The 21,935-nt window shown below is 45.6% G+C and carries 14 protein-coding genes and 1 tRNA gene; 6 read left to right on the plus strand and 9 right to left on the minus strand.

The genetic code is table 11. The features are described from left to right. The first annotated feature begins 126 nt into the window (after nt 1-126). From kbl to CIK90_RS07575, 5 genes are all read left to right on the plus strand, one after another. On the plus strand, nt 127-1,314 hold the full coding sequence (gene kbl / locus CIK90_RS07555; RefSeq protein WP_094390869.1) for a glycine C-acetyltransferase: 1,188 nt from the start codon (nt 127-129) through the stop codon (nt 1,312-1,314). A 379-nt stretch (nt 1,315-1,693) separates the two neighbouring features. Beyond that, entirely contained in the window at nt 1,694-2,503 is an 810-nt protein-coding gene (locus CIK90_RS07560; RefSeq protein ID WP_094390870.1) for an N-acetylmuramic acid 6-phosphate etherase, read from the plus strand. A 291-nt stretch (nt 2,504-2,794) separates the two neighbouring features. Beyond that, nucleotides 2,795-3,397, plus strand: a complete 603-nt coding sequence (gene rfbC / locus CIK90_RS07565) for a dTDP-4-dehydrorhamnose 3,5-epimerase (RefSeq protein ID WP_094464760.1) — start codon at nt 2,795-2,797, stop codon at nt 3,395-3,397. Nucleotides 3,398-3,482: 85 nt separating this feature from the next. After that, nucleotides 3,483-4,733 (plus strand): adenylyltransferase/cytidyltransferase family protein, encoded by a 1,251-nt coding sequence (locus CIK90_RS07570; protein ID WP_094464762.1) that lies wholly within the window; start codon nt 3,483-3,485, stop codon nt 4,731-4,733. Then, the gene (locus CIK90_RS07575; protein ID WP_094464786.1) at nt 4,699-5,883 is read left to right on the plus strand and encodes a sugar MFS transporter; all 1,185 of its coding nucleotides are present in this window, start codon (nt 4,699-4,701) and stop codon (nt 5,881-5,883) included. Before CIK90_RS07570 ends, CIK90_RS07575 begins: the two co-directional genes overlap by 35 nt. A gap of 506 nt (nt 5,884-6,389) precedes the next feature. On the opposite strand, the gene CIK90_RS07580 is transcribed toward CIK90_RS07575, so the two are convergent. The 9 genes from CIK90_RS07580 to CIK90_RS07620 all read right to left on the minus strand — a co-directional run bounded on the left by CIK90_RS07580 (nt 6,390) and on the right by CIK90_RS07620 (nt 19,722). Continuing rightward, a tRNA-Ser gene (locus CIK90_RS07580) sits at nt 6,390-6,477 on the minus strand. A 133-nt stretch (nt 6,478-6,610) separates the two neighbouring features. Next, complete coding sequence (locus tag CIK90_RS07585) at nt 6,611-7,402, minus strand: TatD family hydrolase (protein ID WP_094464788.1); 792 nt, start codon at nt 7,400-7,402, stop codon at nt 6,611-6,613. Further along, entirely contained in the window at nt 7,402-8,379 is a 978-nt protein-coding gene (locus CIK90_RS07590) for a polyprenyl synthetase family protein (RefSeq protein WP_371327163.1), read from the minus strand. The genes CIK90_RS07585 and CIK90_RS07590 overlap by 1 nt, the downstream gene beginning before the upstream one ends. A gap of 31 nt (nt 8,380-8,410) precedes the next feature. Next, nucleotides 8,411-9,139: an energy transducer TonB gene (locus CIK90_RS07595; RefSeq protein WP_158214624.1), complete on the minus strand. Its 729-nt coding sequence runs from the start codon at nt 9,137-9,139 to the stop codon at nt 8,411-8,413. Nucleotides 9,140-9,359: 220 nt separating this feature from the next. Further along, nucleotides 9,360-10,298: a 4-hydroxy-3-methylbut-2-enyl diphosphate reductase gene (locus tag CIK90_RS07600; protein WP_254046305.1), complete on the minus strand. Its 939-nt coding sequence runs from the start codon at nt 10,296-10,298 to the stop codon at nt 9,360-9,362. Further along, nucleotides 10,295-11,401 carry a methylmalonyl Co-A mutase-associated GTPase MeaB gene (meaB, locus tag CIK90_RS07605; protein ID WP_094390510.1) on the minus strand — a complete coding sequence of 369 codons (1,107 nt, stop codon included), beginning with the start codon at nt 11,399-11,401 and terminating at the stop codon, nt 10,295-10,297. The genes CIK90_RS07600 and meaB overlap by 4 nt, the downstream gene beginning before the upstream one ends. A 90-nt stretch (nt 11,402-11,491) precedes the next feature. After that, entirely contained in the window at nt 11,492-12,586 is a 1,095-nt protein-coding gene (locus CIK90_RS07610) for a DUF1573 domain-containing protein (protein ID WP_094390511.1), read from the minus strand. A gap of 14 nt (nt 12,587-12,600) precedes the next feature. Beyond that, on the minus strand, nt 12,601-18,021 hold the full coding sequence (locus CIK90_RS07615) for an alpha-2-macroglobulin family protein (RefSeq protein ID WP_094464764.1): 5,421 nt from the start codon (nt 18,019-18,021) through the stop codon (nt 12,601-12,603). 375 nt (nt 18,022-18,396) lie between these two features. Further along, nucleotides 18,397-19,722 (minus strand): MATE family efflux transporter, encoded by a 1,326-nt coding sequence (locus CIK90_RS07620; RefSeq protein ID WP_094464766.1) that lies wholly within the window; start codon nt 19,720-19,722, stop codon nt 18,397-18,399. A 112-nt stretch (nt 19,723-19,834) separates the two neighbouring features. On the opposite strand from CIK90_RS07620, the gene CIK90_RS07625 reads away from it, so the two are divergent. After that, nucleotides 19,835-21,895, plus strand: a complete 2,061-nt coding sequence (locus tag CIK90_RS07625) for an acetate--CoA ligase family protein (protein ID WP_094464768.1) — start codon at nt 19,835-19,837, stop codon at nt 21,893-21,895. The last annotated feature ends 40 nt before the right edge of the window (nt 21,896-21,935 follow it).

Consider the following 21,935-nt stretch of genomic DNA (forward strand, 5'->3'; position numbering starts at 1 on the left):
CCAAATAGCAATACAAAACCGCTCATTTTTTTGTTCTATTGAAAAAAAACAAAAAAACCTTTTTTAGTTTGGAAAAAAATGAGTTATTTTGCATTTCAATAACTAAAACTTTTAAATAATCCTATTATGTACGGAAAAGTAAAAGAACATCTCGCAAGCGCATTGGAGAATCTGAAGCAAGCAGGCCTCTATAAAGAGGAGCGTATCATTGAAAGCCCACAGCAGGCAGCTATTCAGGTAAAGGGCAAGGAAGTGCTCAACTTCTGTGCAAACAACTATCTTGGTTTGGCTAATAACCCACGCCTCATTGAGGGTGCAAAGAAAATGATGGATCGCCGTGGTTTCGGTATGTCGTCGGTAAGATTCATTTGTGGTACACAGGATATCCATAAGGAACTTGAGGCAGCCATCTCAGAGTATTTCCAAACAGAAGATACTATCTTATATGCAGCATGCTTCGATGCCAATGGTGGCTTGTTTGGCTCGTTCCTCTCTGAGGAGGATGCTATCATCTCTGATGCACTCAACCACGCTTCTATCATCGACGGTGTGCGTTTGTGTAAGGCAAAGCGCTACCGCTATGCTAATGCAAACATGGAGGAATTGGAGAAGTGCTTGCAGGATGCCCAGGCTCAGCGCTTCCGTATCATTTGCACCGATGGTGTGTTCTCTATGGACGGCAATGTGGCACCTATTGATAAAATCTGTGACTTGGCAGAGAAATATGATGCTCTTGTCATGGTTGACGAGTCTCACTCTGCAGGTGTTGTGGGTGCAACGGGTCATGGTGTGAGTGAGCTTTGCAAGACATACGGTCGTGTAGATATCTATACCGGCACTTTGGGCAAAGCCTTCGGTGGTGCTCTCGGTGGATTCACTACTGGTCGTAAGGAGATTATCGACATGCTGCGCCAGAGCAGTCGTCCGTATCTCTTCTCCAATTCGTTGGCTCCATCAATCATCGGTGCAAGCCTTGAGGTGTTCAAGATGCTGAAGGAGGATAACACCATTCACGATCGCCTCGTAGAGAATGTAAACTACTTCCGCGACAAGATGCTCGCTGCCGGCTTTGACATCAAACCTACTCAGAGCGCTATCTGTGCTGTAATGCTCTACGATGCTCCGCTGTCTCAGCGCTATGCAAACCGCCTGCTTGAGGAAGGCATCTATGTTACGGGATTCTATTACCCCGTAGTTCCGAAAGGTGAGGCTCGCATCCGCGTTCAGCTCTCTGCCGGTCATACACGTGAGCAACTTGACAAGGCTATCGCTGCATTTATCAAGGTGGGCAAGGAACTTGGTGTGCTGAAATAGTATTACATCATTAACTGAGCCCGCTTTGAAAAAGGGCTCAGTTAATGATGTAATCTGAAACAAACTGCAAATTTGAAACATAAAATCTCCCGATATATTACTAAGAGGGTGCATCAAAAGTGATGTATCCCTCTTTTGTTTTTCTGAAAGGTACCTTATAATACTTTTCTCGCCATGGCAGAGTTTAAGTGTACTTAACTTCGTTGACTTTCCTCACGTTCGGAAAACTTCAAGCGAGCTTGATTTTTCGCTCACTTAAACGGAAAGTTAACTCTGCTCATCTGGCTTAACGAAAACGATCAAAAAAAACATCCTAATATGAACATGGTTCAATAATTTATTGTATTTTTGCACCTAACATCCAAAAAAGCATCACACAATGGACAAACGAATTACAGAGCAACCATCACACTATGACCATCTCGAACAAATGACCATAGCACAAATCACAGCTGATATAAACTGCGAGAACATGAAAGTTCCCGTTGCCATAGGCAATGCACTACCGGCAATCAACAAACTCATCGCTACGATAGAACAAAAACTGAAGTGTGGCGGAAGGCTATTCTATGTGGGATGTGGAACAGGCGGACGACTTGCAACACTCGACACCATAGAAGTGCAAAACACATACGGCACTGACGGCACACAAATACAAGCTATATTCCCTGGCGGAACGGAGTGTCTGACACAAACACGTGAGTCGCGTGAAGATGACACAAAAAACAGTTGGCAACAACTGATCGACAAAAACATTTCCACTGCCGACATCGTTGTAGGCATCTCAGCCAGCGGAACCACTCCGTTCGTACTTGCAGCATTGCAACACTGTCGTGCTAACGGCATCACAACAGGATGCATCGTCAACAACCCCAACTCACCCATAGCCAGCCAAGCCGACTATAAAGTGGAGGTTATAACAGGACCCGAGTTCGTCTCGGGAAGTACCCGAATGAAAGCCGGCAGCTCACAGAAACTGATATTCGACATGATAAGCACCACAGTACAGATACGTCTCGGACGTGTTGAAGGCAACAAAATGGTGAATGCAAAACTCATCAACGCAAAGCTCATCGACCGTGCTGTGAGAATTTTCATGGAGCGCAATCCCAAATACAAAGACTATGATGAAGTAAAAAAACTCATATTAAAAGCCGGTAGCGTGAAAAAAGCCGAAGCACTTCTATAAGGTATAAAACGTTTTTTAACCATTCAACAGAGGCTATTGCCATCAAGACATTCGTCACATCACCGGCAATTCCCATACTTATCATTACTCATAGACAATGGCTGTTTTGCAGATGCTGACAACAATACAGAACACTTTTCCATCATCTGCTATGAAGAAACACAGCAGCAAAAATGCAACAATAAATTTTGCAATGTCACAATAATACGCTAACTTTGCATAATACAACAATATCATATCGTTAGCGAATACATCGCAATTTCCTATCAACCCCTATAGAACAGGGTCATTATGAATGTAATAAAAACAAATATCGAAGGCGTACTGATTCTTGAACCAAAAGTGTTCAACGATGCACGCGGCTATTTCTTCGAATCCTTCTCACAGCGCGAATTCGACGAGAAGGTCAAACCAATACTGGGCCACACTATACGCTTCGTACAAGACAACGAGTCGATGTCAAGCTATGGAGTCATGCGCGGACTGCATTTCCAACGACCACCATTTACACAAAGTAAACTAGTGCGGTGTGTCAAGGGAGCTGTACTCGACGTTGCAGTAGATATACGTAAAGGATCACCTACATTTGGTCAACACGTTGCCGTAGAACTGACAGAAGACAACCACCGACAGTTTTTCATCTCCAAAGGATTTGCACATGGTTTCGCCGTACTATCGGAAACGGCAGTTTTCCAGTATAAGTGTGACGAATTCTACCACCCAGAGGCTGACGGCGGCATCTCTATCATGGACCAATCGTTGGGCATCAACTGGAAAATACCCACCGACCAAGCCCTACTGTCAGAAAAAGACACCAAACACCAGATGTTGGTCAACTTCGATAGTCCGTTCAATATAAATACAAATCTATATATTGAATCAGAGACACGCTGACGCCATTACCACTATAGAAATACAACCCAAAACTCATAAACAGGATGCACTTGTAACGTTGTGTCCACCTATTACAACAAAAAACATGAAGAAAAAAGTATTTGTAAGCGGCTGTTACGACCTACTACATTCCGGACATGTGGAGTTCTTTCAGCAAGCAGCACAATATGGCGACCTATACGTGGGCATCGGATCCGATGCCACCTATTTGGAATATAAACACCGCAAACCTATGTTTCCGCAAGAAGAACGCCTCTTCATGGTGAAAAACATCAAGGCGGTAAAAGAAGCCTATATCAACCAAGGAAGCGGAGTGATTGACTTTCTGCCCACACTCGACTTGGTGAAGCCCGACGTCTTTGTGGTCAATGCAGAAGGTGGTTCTGACGAGAAACGTAAACTCTGCAAAGAAAGAGGTATAGAATATGTGGAATTGCAACGCACACCACACGAAGGACTCCAAGCACGTTCGTCATCATCACTAAAGGCTGAACTTGCCAAAGGGCAACAAGAAACAGATACGACACAGGCTGGAAGCACAAACGGTGAATCTATCCCCACCCGACTGGACTTGGCAGGCACATGGATAGACCAACCATACGTGAGCATGCACCATCCCGGATGGGCCATCACCATCTCACTCGAACCAACATTTGAAGTAAGAGACCGTTGCGGACTATCAACATCAACACGAAAAATGATACAGAAGATATGGCCTGTGAAGCTCCCTAAGATGGATCCGGAAATGTTGGCGCGACTGGTATTCTGTTTTGAAAACAATCCTGAACGCCACGATGGAATCATATCAGGCGCACAAGACTCAATCGGCATCTGTATTCCAGGACTCTGCAGACACTATTACGACCACAATTTCTGGCCGGAAAAGATAGAGACAACACAGGACGAAATGACACTCCGATTCCTTGAAGACCATCTCGTAATGATACCGATGGCTCCCAGACGACCAGGATGTAGCGTGGTAGAGGATAAAGACATCACCCCCGACAAGGTGAAAGCTTTGGCTGATGCTGCTGATGCCTGCTGGACTGCCATCCTCGCACACAATATTGACGATTTTGCCGCAGCTTACAAAGCATCGTTTGAAGCACAAATTGCCATGTTCCCTGGCATGGTCACCCCCTCCATCAACGGCGAGAAGCTCCACGAAGCAAGCGTACAACCCACAATAGACCAATACAGCGCCATGGACGATGTACTGGCTTGGAAAATGCCTGGTGCAGGTGGAGGAGGATATCTCGCCTTGGTAGTAAAGGACAGTAAGAAATTTACAAATGCTCACCATGAAGCCATCAATCTTCAAATACGAAGGGCATAATTACCTTATCCCCTTCTTGCTCATCAGCTCCCTGTTTTTTATGTGGGGCTTTGCACATGGTATATTGGAAGTGTTAAACCCCCACTTCCAGGAATCATTCCATATCAGCAAAGCCATGTCGGCACTGACACAGGCTGCTGTCTATGGAGCTTATTTCCTCATGGCACTACCCGCAGGATGGATTATTCAGAAATGGGGATACCGCAAAGGGGTAACGACTGGACTCATGTTATTCGGCATCGGTGCACTGATGTTCATACCTGGATTACTGGTTAATAGCTTCTACTATTATGTGTTGTCACTATTCGTCATTGGGTGTGGACTGACATGTCTTGAAACAAGTGCAAACCCATATACTACCGTTCTCGGACATCCCGACAAGGCAGAGAGTCGAATCAACCTATCACAATCGCTCAACGGCATAGGATGGATTGTGGGACCGTTGGTGGGCGGTCAGCTGTTGTTCACTGGAGTAAGCATCGCCGTTCCCTATGCTATCGTTGGCATACTTGTACTTGTCGTGGCATTTATATTCTCTCGTGTCAAACTACCTGACCCTCGCAAAACCCATGAAGCGGAAACGCAAGAAACGAGAAAAGACATACCGATCAACGTTGTCGCCTTTACTTTCGGCATGCTCACTTTGTTTCTCTATGTAGCCGCTCAAACTGGCGTAAACAGTTTTTTCATCAATTACGCCGTAGAGTGTATCCACATCGAAAAACAAGAAGCCAGTATGTATCTTGCTTTTGGCGGCATGGGATTGTTTTTTGCAGGACGCCTGATAGGAGGAGTGTTGATGAACTATATCAAACCCAAATATATATTAATGGTATGTGCCATGCTCACCATATTCTCCACTCTTGTCATTGTCACTTGTAACGGTTTGGTATCGCTTGCAGCCTTCTTCGCTTTATATTTTGGTGAGAGCATCATGTTCCCTACCATTTTTTCCTTGGCATTAAGAGATGCAGGAACCCATACCAAGATAGCCTCATCGCTGCTCATTATGACCATTGTGGGTGGTGCCGTTGCTCCAATACTGATGGGATATATTGCCGACACAACAGGCAGCATGGCTACATCATTCACCATTCCCCTACTCTGTTATGTCGTAATTGCAGGATATGCCGCAACAAGAAGGAAATAGCGAACAACCATTCCACGTCAAGCATAAGAATTACTGTGTAGGCGGTATTTCCCCTTTCTTACCGTAACATCTCCCATCTATTTCCCATATTGCCCGTAAGTTCATTGGGACTTACTTAGGAGTTTCAGCGGACTTACTTAGGACTTACTTAGGAAATAGCACGCACAGGGAAGGAAGATTTCCTTTGGGCTTTTAACAATACAAAACGATATACGTATGTAAAGAAACAATATCAGAATTAGATATTTTACATCGTTACAGTTTTACAGTTTTACAGTTTTCAAAAACGTTTTTTGAGGCTCATTAGATAGTTTTTTGTGGTTTTTAACTGGTAAAAACGCTACGAACCCATCGTTTTTGCTTTTCAAAAACTGTAATACTGTAATACTGTAACGGCATGATGTTTTATACAAGTAAACATATTTCCATATCAGCACTCTATTAAAAGGTTTTCTAACAAGCACACAAAAAGGGAACCTGATTGATTCCCTTTAAGTTATTTTTCGCGGAGAGAGGGGGATTCGAACCCCCGAACCGGTTTTGCCGGTTACACGCTTTCCAGGCGTGCCTCTTCAGCCACTCGAGCACCTCTCCTTTGCGTTAGCGGATGCAAAATTACTACTTTTATTTTGCATTGGCAAGAAAAAGACAGAATATTTATATCCCGCAAACATCAACTTCGCCATGCGAAACAACCACATTATTTACCAACAAATAGATTGTTTTTCTACTGACAGACGGCAAGACGAGGGAAGATGCGCAAGACTGTCGATTCAGTGACTTCACATATCTTCTCTTCACTAACACCATACGCTTCTGCCAATCTTCTAATAATATGCTGAATGAATGCCGGTTCATTACGCTGACCGCGAAGAGGAACGGGAGCCATATAGGGAGAGTCGGTTTCAAAAACGATACGGTCAAGTGGAACACAAGCAGGAAGGACCTCTGGCAGATGGCTTTTCTTGAATGTTGATACACCGCCGATTCCCAATACAAAACCAGGAAAATCCAACAACTGACGAGCCTCTTGCTCATTTCCTGTGAAGCAATGGAATATGCCACCAGGAAGTTTGTCGGCATATCGACGGAGAATAGCCACCATTTCGTTTTGTGCCTTACGACAATGTATCACCAAAGGCAACTGCATCTCTACAGACCATCTTACCTGCTCTTCGAACACTTCAAGTTGTTCTGTTTCAAATTCACGACTCCAATAATAGTCGAGCCCCACCTCTCCAATAGCAATATAGGATGGATTGGTTAGAAGTGATTCGTGCATTTCGCTTAACACATCATGCCAATCAGCCTTCACCTCTTCCGGATGCAGTCCCATCATAGGAAAGGCATAATCAGGATAGCGCAGACAAAGAGCCGGCACACTCTCAAGCGAAGATCTGTCGATAGCGGGAATAAGAACTCGATGACACCCAGCGTCCTTTGCGCGCTGTACAACAGCCTCAAGGTCGTTTAGAAACTCCTCGCCATCAAGGTGTGTATGAGTATCGGTATAGTGCATCATTTGTTACGATGAAGCAATTGATCCATATACTGACGGAGCATCTGTTTTCGTTCGCCATCAACTCCAACCTTATCAAGACTCTCTGCTGCCTGTTGGAAATAATCATTGATCTTCTCCTCACAGAGTTGACGTATGCCAATCTCATCGTAGAGTCTGGTCACGGCAGCAACCTTTTCTTGTCGATCGAATGTAGTGGCCTCAACCCATCGAGTCAGTTCGGCACGTTGTTTGTCGGTTGCTCGGTTGAAAGCATTGATGAGCATATAGGTTTTCTTATTAGAGGTAATGTCGCCACCAATAGCCTTACCAAATACTTTTGAGTCACCATATACATCAAGCAGGTCATCTTGCAATTGGAAAGCGAGTCCCATACGTTCACCAAAGCGATAGAGATTTTCGACATCTTCTTTTGGTGCATCAGCCAATATAGCGCCAATCTTAGTAGCACAAGCCAACAACACCGAAGTTTTCAAGCGAATCATTTCGATATATTCCTCTTCGCGCACGTCATTTCGGGTTTCAAATGCCATGTCGTATTCCTGTCCTTCACCTATTTCCAATGCAGTCTCTGTAAAGCAGTCGAGCACCTGCGCCAGTTTTTCAGCAGGCACCTGTGCCATGCGCTGATAGGCCAAGACCAACATTGAGTCGCCCGACAGAATTGCTGTATTGGCATTCCAACGTTTGTGAACGGTCTCATGACCACGTCTGAGGTCAGCATTGTCCATGAGATCATCGTGCAACAACGTGTAGTTGTGATACGTTTCCAATCCACATGCAGGCATAAGGATGTCCTCTGGTTTATCCTTGTAGAGGTTGTATGCCATCAGCATCAGCACAGGTCGAATACGTTTGCCACCGAGCGACAACACATATCGGATTGGGTCATAGAGCGACTGTGGTTTACGGTCATACGGAAGTTTTTCCAAGAAATCGTTGACCGCTTGAAGGATTTCGTTTGATGATAGTATCATTGTTATTCGTTTTTATTGTTTCAAGATTTTTTTATAGTTTAAAGACGATAGGTATGCACACCTTAGTGCGGCATGGCTTGCCGTTCTGAATGCCAGGTTTCCATCTTGGCATCTGTTTTAGTACTCGTAGTGCTTCGTCGTCACATTCTTTCGACAACGACTGATGGATGGTTATTCCCGTGATTTTTCCATCTTTCTCCACATAGAAGAAAGCCACCACCTTGCCTTGTGTTTTGCGACTTTGTGCAACTTTTGGATAGGTCAGATTACGTGTAAGCCACTTCATCAGTTCTACGGCACCCCCAGGAAACTGTGGCAGATCTTCCACAATACGAAACATTAAGGGATTGTTGTTAGGGTCGATACCCACAGGAGTTAGCACCTTTGGGTCTTCTGTATCCACCTGCTGTGGTACAGAAGAATCATCTTCCCCATTTTTATCGCCATCAGTATCGTCTTGCTCGTTTTTCTCTTCATGAGCCAGTTCCACATTGTCATCCACCACTCGCAGTTGTTCACTCTCTTCTGCTTTGGCTCTGGCCGGTGGCATCTCAGCCATCTGCTGTTCGATGGACATAGGCACCAGTTCGTCTTCATGGACCAGTTCGCTGATATCCATATCTTCGTCTGTCTCCACATTGGGCATACTGTTCCATTCAAGTGAGACAAACAGCAGAGCCAACACCAGTACTAGTCCCAACAGGAAACCTGTGGTTCGCTGGTGATCGAGATCAACCTGTGGTATCTTTTTCTGTTCCATTTGTGCAAAGGTACGATTAAGTGAGCGAAAAACCAAATCCATTTGAGTTTTTCAGAACGTGAGTACCTAAAATCCGAAGGATTAAAGGTACGATTAAGTGAGCGAAAAACCAAATCCATTTGAGTTTTTCAGAACGTGAGTACCTAAAATCCGAAGGATTAAAGGTACGATTAAGTGAGCGAAAAACCAAATCCATTTGAGCTTTTCAGAACGTGAGTACCTAATCTGTCAACGCAACAATAGCATCACGACATTGTTCCATAAGCCATTTTGGTGTACTGGTAGCTCCACAAATGCCTACGGTTCCTATGCCTTCTAGCCATTCCGGTTGTATTTCCTCTGGTCCTTCTATGAGATGCGAATTGGGATTGATATGCAGGCATTCGTTATAGAGCACCTTTCCGTTACTGCTTTTCCGTCCACAGACAAACAGTATGAGGTCATGGTGTGTTGCAAACTGTGAGATATTAGGCATACGGTTAGCGACCTGTCTGCAAATAGTATCGAAACTCTGGAATACTGCATTAGGCTGAATATGTTCTTGAATATAGTCAATAATGCGGTGAAACTCATCGAGTGATTTTGTAGTCTGTGAGTACAGATAAATATCTCGTTCGAAATCAAGACACTTCACATCGTCGAATTTCTCAATGACGATAGCTTCGCCTTGAGTTTGTCCCACTAATCCAAGCACCTCTGCATGTCCATTTTTTCCGAAGATGACAATTTGTCCTCCGCCAGCCTCATATTGTTTTTTGATGCGTCTTTGCAACTGCAATACTACCGGACAGGTTGCATCTATAATTTCGATATTGTTTCGTTGTGCCAAGACGTAGGTTTCTGGCGGTTCGCCATGTGCTCTAAGTAACACTTTTACGTTGTGCAACTGTCTAAGGTCGTCATGGTTGATGGTGACAAGTCCCATCTGTCGCAATCGTTCGCATTCCATTCCATTATGAACGATGTCTCCTAAACAATACAACTTCGTTCCTTTAGCCAGTTCCTCCTCTGCTTTTTTTATGGCAGTAGTCACACCAAAACAAAAGCCGCTCCCTTTGTCTATTTCAATTTGGATTCCTCCGTCATTCCTTTTTACGGGAGACGTAGAGGAATCCTTTGTTTCACACGAATTGTTCATTTTCGGTTGTTCGTTCTTCATTTACCATTCTTGAGTTGTTCGAAATACAAATCGAGCAGATTTTGTGCAGCCACAAACGATGTCTGCTGTCCAGCCAAGACTTCCTTTTCTGCCTCTTGCATTCGTTTCTGTATGAGTGCATCATTATAGAAATTGAGTCGCAGATGCTCGTTGATACTTTCATACATCCAGTATTTAGCCTGCTCATTGCGGCGATAGTCGAAGTATCCATTGTCTTTGACAAAGTCGATATACTCATAGATCATATCCCATATTTCCTTGATACCCAAGCCATAGAATCCACTATAACATAGTACCTTGGGCAGCCAACCACTCTCAGGCATAGGGAAGAAGTGTAATGCATTGCGGAAATTGGTTGCAGCCAGATGACATTTATCAACATTTTCGCCATCACACTTATTGATAACAATACCGTCGCTGATTTCCATAATACCACGTTTGATGCCTTGAAGTTCATCGCCCGTACCAGCCAACTGTATGAGTAAGAAGAAATCGACCATAGAATGGCAAGCCGTTTCGCTCTGTCCTACGCCCACCGTTTCTACAAAGATTTTGTCGAATCCAGCAGCTTCACATAGGATAATCGACTCACGAGTTTTACGTGCCACTCCTCCCAAAGATCCTGCCGTTGGGCTAGGACGGATAAAAGAATCTGGATGAATAGACAGTTTCTCCATGCGCGTTTTATCTCCAAGGATACTACCTTTAGAGCGTTCGCTACTTGGGTCGATAGCCAATACTGCGAGTTTTCCACCTTTCTCTTTCAGCACATGTATGCCAAACTCGTCGATAGACGTTGATTTTCCTGCCCCCGGTACGCCACTTATACCCACACGGATACTATTGCCGCTATAGGGCAGACACTTATTGATAACCTCCTGTGCCTTAGCCTGATGATCAGGATTGACACTTTCTACGAGTGTGACAGCCTGTGAGAGCACAGTCACATCGCCTTTTACGATACCCTCCACCATTTCGGCAGCAGTCAGCTCGCGGCGTTTGAATCTATTACGTTTGAGATAAGGATTGATGATAGACGGCTGCTCTACGCCACCGTTCACTTGCAGTCCTGCAAATTCTGCGTTGTTTTCGGGATGTTCCATATATCGATAATTATGGGTTACGAATATTTTAGTCAATAATAGTTTCTTTTACATTGTAATGCCTCACATGCTTTTCCGTTAGGCTGACTATCAAGTTGCGCTAACCGGTATCACGACTTTCGAGTGGTCTGGATCGTTGGTAATCATCAGAATACGTGGTTGTGTACGTGCCTTTTTAATTTGGTCGCGCAATACAGTTATCTTCAAGCGTGCGGTTTCTCCCGGTTTAAGAATTCGCTTATTGAGCGACACACGCAATCCTACGGTAAAAAGTTGTATAGACGAGATTTTCAATTCGCTTCGTCCTGTATTTGTTATGTTGACGACATCACTCTTTTTTGATTTTCCTGCCATTACCACGTCCACCTTCTCTTTCGACAATTGCATGTTTGGTGCAAACTTTCTAAGTTCAGATGTCATTCCCTCGAATGCTGGCAGCAATACTGTAGATACTCCAACGAGATTGTCTGCCGTAGCTTTATCGCCCGGATTAGTTGCGAGATAGATGCTTGATTGCGTCAATCCGAATCCTCCGACCTTTTCCGACTGTAACGTGACCGATATGGTTGCGGTACGTCCTGGGTTGATTTTCTCAGGGACGACAGTTGCAGAGAGATACGATGGCAGGTGCATAAGATTAGGACGGCATGGCTTGTCGCTGTTATTATATACTTGTATCTGCTGTATAGGATGTTCTCCTTTGTTGACATTATCAAACTCCAGTTCATTTTTGTCGGTTCTCAATTCTCCAATCTCTATAGGGAAATTGCACGACACATCTTGATAGTCTGCCAGCACGACACCTTTCATACGTATATATACAGGTTTCTTAGTACCATTACTGATAATAGCTGCCTGCTTGTCGAAATGTCCAAGCATCCGTGCATCGTATGTCATCCGTATCTGGAAGCGTTCTCCCATACCAACCACGGTCTTAGGATATTCTACTACTGTACAGTTACAATCTGGATCTACCTTTTCGATTTTCAGTCGTCTTATGCTTTTGTTTCTGAACTCGAAGACAGCAGTAACGGGTTGTTGGAATCCTGTCTTACCCACATCTATTGTAGTTTTCTGGGCAATCAGTTTCTGTGCCATAGCCCCGATGGGTAGCATTGTCATCAGGCAACAGGCTGCAAGCCATCGCCATCCATTTGTTGTCTTTCTTTTGTTGTTTAAAATCATTATTTTGTTTTTTATTATTCAATATTGAGTGTCATCGAAGCGCCAGTTGCTTGGTATTCGGGGGCATAGGCACATTGTGCCGTACAAGTTCCCGTTTCATAGCATCCCGCTCTATCAACATAGTATTCTGTTTCTATCACATGTTTGCCTTTTGGCAGTTTTTCAAAGAAATAATGTGTGGCTCCATCCTTAGGTGCGCAATAAGCTCCGCGAAGGTATCCTGACAATTGACCGACAGGTTCGAGACATGCCGCCCGCTTATCCACCACCTCAACGAAGTCGAGGTTGCGCTTTGTTTCAATGGTAATACGCACCTTGATACGGTCGCCCACGTGCAACATGCTTGGTCCGCCCACCAATTGACGCTCTATGGTCAACGCCCCATTAGTTGCGGTAATTTGCTTAATGGGCTGTAAGGACTGTGCATAGACCGCTCCCCACGAAGCGTTATTGTCTGGCTTACGGATGGTGAGAGTCTTACCTTCCGATGGTTGAATAGTTGTTTTCACATAGCCCAATCCCGAAGTAGCCTTAGGCAGTTCCAATGGCTTCCCGTCAATCTCCATCTGTACCGGCTGTGGTGTTGCCAACACCTGTTCATTCCCTTGCAAGAACGCATAGATGGCGTTAACCGTATTGATAGGAGTATCCCATTGTTGGGTACGTTTCTGCTGAAGTAGCCAACGTCGCATCTCTTCGATGGTTGTTTCGTCATCGGGAGACACCATGTGCAAGGCCTCGATAGCCGCAACCTCCGTAGGAATCTTATAACTATACCACGAATTGAATGCCCGTGGTGTATCGAAATAGCGCCCCACCTCTTTGTTATAGACTGAATATTCCTTGATGCTCTTCACATCGTTGGCTGCCTCCGTATGCAAACCTTGCTGATGAAGGATTATGGCCTGCGTTGCCTTTCCATAGATGCTTATGCGCTTCGATTCTCTGCGCAATAATGTTATAAGGTAGTCGCTTGCCTTGCGAACCGATGTTGAAAGTTGGCGCTTGCTTATAGCGTTGACATAGAGCCAACGGAAAGCATTATCTCCAGGGAACGTAATGCGCTCACGTTTTGCCTCTCTGCGTTTGAGTTCTGTCACGGTTTCAAGCATTCTCTTGTCCATATAGTCCATGGCTTTGCGCAGCATGACATTAGTTCTACTATCTTCGCCTGTCAGGAGCGACAGACGTGCGAGCATCTGTGCCACCTCCATCGTAATATAGTCGTTGGATCGCATACCTTCATACCACGCGAAGCCTCCATCCGCATTTTGCAGACGTTGCAATTGTTGTCGGTTCTGCTCCTGTCTGTTGCTGACATTATAGTCGTTGAAGAAGTCTGCCAACTGACGTTTTTGTTCGCGTTCATTATCTGCTTCGGTCGCCCATGGTGTTTCATCGAGCAACAGGTCGCGGAGTTCTTGATTCTTCATCAGTTGCGCTTGGAGCGAGTTCGTTTCTTCTGTTTCGCGGCGCCATAGTTCAAACACATGCTTTACCTGCGGCAGTCGGTCAACAAGTGACTTGGCGAGAAAATTGGAATAATAGGCAGCCGCTTGTCCAATAGCACTTTTCTCTGAGGGTTGTCCTGCTGCCGCTAACGCCTGAACCATCATCCACACAGGGTTGTTGGTATATTCTATTGTCAATTTGCGATGTGTTGCTGTTTTGGCAAATAGTTTGTCGATATTCAGCGTCATGCCTCCGGCTTCGTATTGCGTGATAGGTTGTGTCACGATGACACGTTCGGTAGCTGGAAGCACTGCCAAATAGCGCTGTTCACCATCCGAATGGTTTTGTCCATTGGCGATGATGCGACAAATGAGGAGCGGGTGATTTCCGTCTGCCTGATAGTGGAATGTCGCAGAAGTGTTTTTTCCAGCATCGACACTAAATGTGGTATCTTCTGTATAAACCACTTTTTCGGTTTCAGCGTCAAGCAGTTCAAGTCGCACCGTTCCTGTCTCTACACTATTGCTGAGATTAGCGATGCGCACATTCCACTGGCTATTGTCGCCCTCACGAATAAACCGTGGCAGATTGGTCTCTACCATAATTTGTTTCTGTGCCACAATCTCACTCTCAATATATCCAGTACGGATGTCTTTGGTATGGGCTACTCCCATGAAGCGCCACGTGGTGAGCGTCTCAGGCATGGTGAAACGAATAGTTACCATACCTGCCGTATCTGTAGCGAGAGTTGGATAGAAGAATGCTGTTTCTGTCATGTTCTCGCGGAGGGCAACAGGCTTGTGCGTATTGTTTTCGTCAATTTTCGCCATTCCTGAGTCCTTCATTTTCGATTCCATAACAACACTCTCCATGCGGTCTGCACTTTCTTCTACAGCCTCATATACTCTCCCCACCTGTTTGGCCATTTCCTTCATTCTTATTCCATTTGTAGCGAACGAGCGCAACACCATTCCCATCATGCGATAGGGATAGACCGAATGATCGAACACGCCAACTGAGCGAATATCGTTTACAACATAGGGACAGGGAAGACTGTAATCGAGAAAAAGGCTGGAACTGTATAAGATTCTCCAGTTGCCATACGGCACTTGATAATAAATGCGGGGAGTGAACGACCATTGGTGTTTGGCGAGTGCATCAAGACTTTTATCGTATAGCACAGCCATGAGTTGTGCCGTTGCCGAACGTCCTTTGCTGTCTGCGACATGCAGTCTCCACTCTTCCTGCTGACCAGGGAGCAGACGGTTGCGGAAGGTTTCCCATCGCAGAGTCAATTTATTGTCTGGTTCCGGTGCATACAAAGTGGTTGTATGGCGATGATATTTTCCATTTTTCACCCATACGAACGAGAGCTGGATACCGTCGCCATATTCCGGTTTGTAGGTCAGTTTGCGATTCCACAATGTACCGTTTTCACGGCGGAAACCTTTTTCCACCACTTTATTGGCAACACAGATCTCGTAGGCCATATAGACGTCTGCATCAGAAGAACCCACTAGTAGGGTTACCGGACTACCGTCAGCTGGGAAACGATCGTGACTCACATAAAACCATTCGTCGGTCTGGACGGCAGGACGGTGGTCGTCGAGTGAGAACAACACAAAACCATGCTGCAAAGTATCGCCTTCGCATACGGCTTCGAGATGATGCTTGCCCGACGTATAAGCGGTCCATGATTGTCCAACCGTATCGTTGGCTTCTACGGTCTGCCATGGGTTTTGGTCAATACGGTATTTCACCTTTCCACCGATAGCTTGTCCGGCAGCATTGAAACGATTGATGCGCCATGGGGTATTTTGGTCTTTTCTGATTTTCGAAGGCAAGGTTGTAGTAAGCACAGAGGACCGTGTTCCCAACGGAAGCGACATAGTGGCTTGGCGAGTTTCTCCCTGCAAATCGGTAATATCTGCTTCTACAACAAACTGATAAAATCTTGGAGTTTTATCCTCTTTCTTCGATAATACTAATGGAACATTTACCTTCAATAGTCCATCGGCATCGGTTGTAGTTTCACCTGTTGCCACTACGCCATTATCGCCATCCATACTACGCCACCACCATGACTGCTGACGGCGCACTTGATAACGAACCTTTGCCTGCTGTACAGCCACACCCGAATAGGTTTTTGCTCTTGCACTCACAGTAATGGTGTCGCCCGCAGCATAGCGTTCCTTATACTCGTCAAATGCCACATCGAAGGTGGGTCGTTTATAGGTTTCAACACGAATATTCTGATTGCAACCGCCCATATTGAGTCGGCAATTGCCGGTGAGCATCTGTTCGGGCAATAGGAAATCGGAAGATGCCTTTCCATATTCATCGGTAGTCAGTTGCTTTTCAGCGATATTTCTGCCTCGTGCATCATAAAGTTTCAAGGTATAGGTTTTTCCATTCAGCGCATGGGTCTGCTTGTCGGTTTCCACCCGATAGGCAATGGCTGCCACATGAACGGTTTGTCCTGGACGATAGATGGCACGGTCGGTGAAGAGTTCTACGATATTGTCGGCTGTAGATTGTCCACCATAGGGATAGCGGTCACTATAGAGTTTCGGGCAATATTTATCCTGTGCAGTATAGGCAAAAAGTGGAGTCCAATTGTCCTTGGAGGTGGCTGTACGAAATGCTTCGCCTGCTGCGTTGGTGGTCAACAACATGGCTTTTTTGCCGTCACCTATATGCAACTTAGCTCCCGCAACGGGCTGTCCAGTCGTGGCATTAACCACCACATAACGCATTTTTCCATCGGGTTGTGCAAAAATCATAGTACGCAAATTGCTGACGCAACACAAATGGCGCTGCACTTCTTTTGTTTCAGGAATAGAAAATTCCAATAGATAAATGCCTGCAGGAAGTCCTGCCAACGTCACGGAATCGTTGAAAAGTTCGTATTCAGGACGTGGCGCAAAGGTACGGGTTTGTGCGGCAGACTTCTGTTCTACAAGGCCTTGGCGTATTCTGCGATAGGCCTCATCGTTGATTTGTCCCATGATGCGCTCCTTACTGTCGCCCTGCAAAGTTGTGCGGTAAACCCGAAGTGTGAGCGATGTGAGGTGTCGAAGATTGCGCAATCTGATGGTTTGTGAAACATGTGGAATGAAAAGTGTTTCATCAATATTGGCAGAATATTGCGGCGCTGTTAGTTCATGACGAAACACCAGAAGCTCCTTCAAGCGGTCGGCTGTTCCCCATCTTTCTATGGCTTGGTCGATATAAGCCACGGTCTGCATGGTAGAAGTCTCCTCATTGCGCATCATGCATCTGACACGCTCTACCGCAAGCCACCCTACTTCTTTCTCCTCCGCATAACGGCTGATGAGCGAATCAAGCGTAGCCACATCGTCCGCCGACTGACTTCGTTCTGCGAAATAGGCTGCCAAACATGCGGCACGACGGTTACCCGCTTGTTCATAGTAGGCTTGAGCCTCAGTCCACACATCCAATTCGCCTGCCACCACGCTGAGCATATCGTGACCAAAGCCATCTACTGTCTTTGCATCAAGCACAAATGGGGTGTAATCGGCTGTTGGAGTTTGCGCCAAAAGTGCAGGATTTGCCATTGCCAAGTGCCTACAACTGTCGGCTTTGGCTTTCCAATCGTTTCCGAAAGCGGTTGTTTCCTGTTCGTAGATTTGACAGAGTACAACGCAACAAACGGCCCGAAGCACCTTATCGGCTGTAGTGCTGGCTATGTTTTCCAGTTTTTGCACCTCCGAGAGGAGCGAATCGGGAGCTATTTCAGTTTGCAATTTGGTTTGCAGGAGTGCGGAACGCAAAAAATTGCCATACGATTTTTCCTTCAAAGCCTTCTCACGAATAGGTTTCAGCTGTCGAATGGCAGTTTGCGGAAGATCTTTTTTCTGCGCTTCTTCCACCTGTTTCCACAACATCTGATAGGTCTGCGCCGACACGTTTGTCAGTACAGAAAATACCATTATGAGGAGTAAAAAGGCTAATTTCTTCATCGCACATGCGTTATTAGTAGCACAAAAGTACAAAGAAAAAGTCAAAACACAAAGTGTTTTAACACGAATGGCGAGTTTTTTGCCTTTATTATCAAATATACGAGCAACATGAGGACGATTTCTTTTGTTTCAATTCGTTTCACTTCTATACGGACGTTGATCAGTTTTGCCGTCCTTTACCCTCCCTTCAAACTCCAATTATTTTCCGCATGAAAATGGGACTTACTTGGGACTTACATGAGATTTACGGCATACTTTTGTAGGCCAAGCGCATCCCGAACACATCCCGAAGGCATCCCGAAGACAGAGCACATTAATAATCAGAAAATAGATACGCTATTTGAGCCATAGAGCAAATGGCTCATAAAGGAGGCTTCACTTTAGCCTTATGTTACAAAACAACAGGGTCTGCACCAAACCACGAGTCAACAAATAAAGGGTCATCGCACACCAAAGGCCATGATTTCCCCATAGTGGCATGAGCAATAATGCCGTAAAAAAGAACACCATAGCTGCGACAACCGATGAAATCAACATGGCTCGAGTAGCGGTAATGCCGATAAAAATACCATCCCAAACAAAAGCTGCCACTCCTGCCAAGGGTAGAAGATAAGCCCAACCCACATACGAGCGGGATGCTTTCACCACAGAAACATTATCCGTAAGAAGATGCAAAAACGGTTCGCCACCCACAATATATACAATCGAAAAGAGCAAAGCCAATGCTCCACCCCAACGGAAAAGTCGTCGCACCACATCATGGAAAGCATTCGCATCTGAAGCTCCCCAATAACGGCCTCCAAGGGCTTCACCTGCGTAGGCAAATCCATCTAAAAAATATGACAACAGTAAGAATAGTTGCATCAAAAGTGCATTGACCGCAAGTACCACTTCGCCCTGACGTGCGCCAGCCGAAGTAAAGAACAAATTGACACCTACCAAGAACAACGTACGAAGGAATATATCACGATTTACACGGAAATAGCATCCCCATTCCGACCGCAACGATTGCCATCGAAAGCCACGACCCAGTCGGCGCCAAGACCTACGACCGCGAGACAAAAAGAATGACGGAGCCAACGACAATACAGCCACTATAAGTCCTGCATATTGTGCCACGACCGTTCCCAACGCCACTCCTTCTATTTGCATGTCGAGCGCATAGACGAAGAATAATGACGCACAGATGTTTACAACATTCTGAGCCACAGAAACCAGCATGGGAATGCGAGTATTCTGCATGCCGATAAACCACCCCGTCAATCCGTAGAGCGAAAGCACGGCAGGAGCTCCCCATACCGCAATATTGAAATAAATTTCTGCCAGTTGACGGACGCCTTCTCCGGGGTGGATCAACATCAACATCTGTTCACGCAACGGCCATTGAAAAACCAACAACAACGAAGCAATAGACAACGAAACTGCTACCGAGCGGCCCAACAACCTGACAATATCCTCCACCTGACGACGGCCACGAGCCTGGGCGGTCATTCCAGACATTCCCATGCGCAAAAATCCGAACACCCAATAAACCAGATTAAAAATCATACTACCCACCGCAATAGCGCCAATAAACGACGCACTCCCCATATGGCCCACGATGGCAGTATCTACCAAGCCAAGAAGCGGGACGGTAATATTGGTAACAATAGCCGGCAGAGCTATCTGAAGTATATTTTGGTCTGTCTTTGAAAGTTTCATACATGCAAAGGTACTATCAAAAGAAGAAAAAACACGAAGAAAAATCATTTTTTTCTTTGCATTTAGCCGACTATATCGTAACTTTGTAGGCAATTAAATCTATATTACTACTATGATTACTCCAGAACTGCTCCATCCACAGTCAATTGTTGTCATCGGTGGTTCAAACAATGTCCACAAGCCAGGAGGTGCCATCGTGCGTAATATCCTGCAAGGCAACTATCAAGGCACACTACGTATTGTCAACCCAAAGGAAGACGAAGTACAAGGCATCAAAGTGTTTCACGATGCTAAAGAACTGCCACCTACAGAACTCGCCATACTGGTGATTCCAGCAAAACTATGCCCAGAAAGTGTGGAACTGCTTGCCAGCGAAAAAGGCACAAAAGCCTTTATCATCATATCGGCTGGCTTTGGTGAAGAGACAAAAGCTGGAGCTGCAAGAGAGCAACGCATACTCGACACCTGTGAGCGATATGGGGCAGCACTCATCGGCCCCAACTGCATCGGACTGCTCAACAGAAATCATCATAGTGTGTTTACAAAACCTATCCCATCGCTTAATCCACAAGGTGTTGATTTCGTCAGCGGTTCGGGAGCTACTGCCGTATTCATCTTAGAGAGTGCCGTTATCAAAGGCCTACAATTTAACTCGGTATGGTCGATTGGCAACGGTAAACAAATCGGTATAGAAGACGTGCTTCAATACATGGACGAACACTTCGACCCTAACACCGACTCGAAAGTCAAACTGCTCTATATCGAAAACATATCCAACCCCGACAAACTGCTCTTCCATGCCTCATCACTTATTCGCAAAGGATGTCGCATTGCCGCTGTCAAAGCTGGAAGTAGTGAAAGCGGAAGCAGAGCTGCATCAAGCCATACAGGTGCCATTGCAAGTAGCGACTCGGCAGTAGAGGCACTCTTCCGTAAAGCAGGCATCGTGCGCTGCCATTCACGTGAGGAACTGACCACCGTGGGATGTATCTTCACCTTGCCACCATTGGCGGGCAAACGCTTCGCCATCGTCACCCACGCAGGAGGACCAGGCGTAATGCTGACCGATGCATTATCTAAAGGCGGACTGGAAGTTCCCAAGTTGGAAGGTCCTGTAGCAGAGGAACTCAAGAGCCAGTTGTTTGCAGGTTCGTCAGTAGCCAATCCTATCGACATATTGGCAACAGGAACCCCAGATCAATTGGGTATTACACTCGACTATTGCGATCAACGTTTCGACAATATCGATGCCATTGCTGTGATTTACGGAACACCAGGTCTGACCACACTCTATGAGGCCTACGAGGTACTACACAAAAAGATTGGCGAGTGTAAGAAGCCTATCTTCCCCATCCTACCCAGTCTGCATACCGCCGGACCAGAAGTGGCTGAGTTCTTGGCAAAAGGTCATGTAAACTTCAGCGACGAGGTGACTTTGGCTACTGCCCTCTCACAAGTGATGCGTACACCACAGCCAGCACCACCTGAAATAGAACTCTTCGGCGTGGATGTGCCTAAGATACGCGAAATCATTAGCGGTATTACCGACAACGGATATGTGTCACCCGACATCGTCCACCAACTACTGGAATGTGCCGGAATACCGATGGTACCCGAAATGGTAAGCGACGACAAACAAACTCTAATCGATTTTGCCAACCGCACAGGATATCCAGTAGTGGCGAAAGTAGTAGGACCCGTACACAAGAGTGATGTGGGCGGTGTGACACTCAACATCCGCACTCCTGAACATCTGGCATTGGAGTTTGACCGCATGATGAATATCAAAGATGCGCAAGGCGTCATGGTACAGAAGATGCTGAAAGGTACCGAACTCTTCATCGGCGCTAAGTATGAAGAACGATTCGGACACGTAGTGCTCTGCGGATTGGGCGGTATCTTTGTAGAAGTATTGAAAGATGTACAAAGCGGACTTGCACCGCTATCATACGGCGAAGCATACTCGATGATACGATCGCTACGTGGCTATAAAATCATCAAAGGCACACGTGGACAACAAGGCATCAACGAGCAGAAGTATGCAGAAATCATCGTGCGCTTATCTACACTACTTCGCTTTGCCACAGAGATAAAAGAGATGGACATCAACCCACTACTGGCTGACGCCGACGATATAGTGGCTGTAGATGCAAGAATACTTATAGAAAAATAACGAAACAAATAATATTAACAACTATCAAAATCAATTGACG

Source organism: Prevotella sp. P5-126 (assembly GCF_002251185.1).
GTDB lineage: Bacteria > Bacteroidota > Bacteroidia > Bacteroidales > Bacteroidaceae > Prevotella.

What these genes read in the sequence shown, in the direction of transcription:
- kbl (WP_094390869.1), top strand. Translation starts at nt 127, where the DNA reads ATGTACGGAAAAGTAAAAGAACATCTCGCAAGCGCATTGGAGAATCTG.
- CIK90_RS07560 (WP_094390870.1), top strand. Translation starts at nt 1,694, where the DNA reads ATGGACAAACGAATTACAGAGCAACCATCACACTATGACCATCTCGAA.
- rfbC (WP_094464760.1), top strand. Translation starts at nt 2,795, where the DNA reads ATGAATGTAATAAAAACAAATATCGAAGGCGTACTGATTCTTGAACCA.
- CIK90_RS07570 (WP_094464762.1), top strand. Translation starts at nt 3,483, where the DNA reads ATGAAGAAAAAAGTATTTGTAAGCGGCTGTTACGACCTACTACATTCC.
- CIK90_RS07575 (WP_094464786.1), top strand. Translation starts at nt 4,699, where the DNA reads ATGAAGCCATCAATCTTCAAATACGAAGGGCATAATTACCTTATCCCC.
- CIK90_RS07585 (WP_094464788.1), bottom strand. Translation starts at nt 7,402, where the DNA reads ATGCACTATACCGATACTCATACACACCTTGATGGCGAGGAGTTTCTA.
- CIK90_RS07590 (WP_371327163.1), bottom strand. Translation starts at nt 8,379, where the DNA reads ATGATACTATCATCAAACGAAATCCTTCAAGCGGTCAACGATTTCTTG.
- CIK90_RS07595 (WP_158214624.1), bottom strand. Translation starts at nt 9,139, where the DNA reads ATGGAACAGAAAAAGATACCACAGGTTGATCTCGATCACCAGCGAACC.
- CIK90_RS07600 (WP_254046305.1), bottom strand. Translation starts at nt 10,298, where the DNA reads ATGAAGAACGAACAACCGAAAATGAACAATTCGTGTGAAACAAAGGAT.
- meaB (WP_094390510.1), bottom strand. Translation starts at nt 11,401, where the DNA reads ATGGAACATCCCGAAAACAACGCAGAATTTGCAGGACTGCAAGTGAAC.
- CIK90_RS07610 (WP_094390511.1), bottom strand. Translation starts at nt 12,586, where the DNA reads ATGATTTTAAACAACAAAAGAAAGACAACAAATGGATGGCGATGGCTT.
- CIK90_RS07615 (WP_094464764.1), bottom strand. Translation starts at nt 18,021, where the DNA reads ATGAAGAAATTAGCCTTTTTACTCCTCATAATGGTATTTTCTGTACTG.
- CIK90_RS07620 (WP_094464766.1), bottom strand. Translation starts at nt 19,722, where the DNA reads ATGAAACTTTCAAAGACAGACCAAAATATACTTCAGATAGCTCTGCCG.
- CIK90_RS07625 (WP_094464768.1), top strand. Translation starts at nt 19,835, where the DNA reads ATGATTACTCCAGAACTGCTCCATCCACAGTCAATTGTTGTCATCGGT.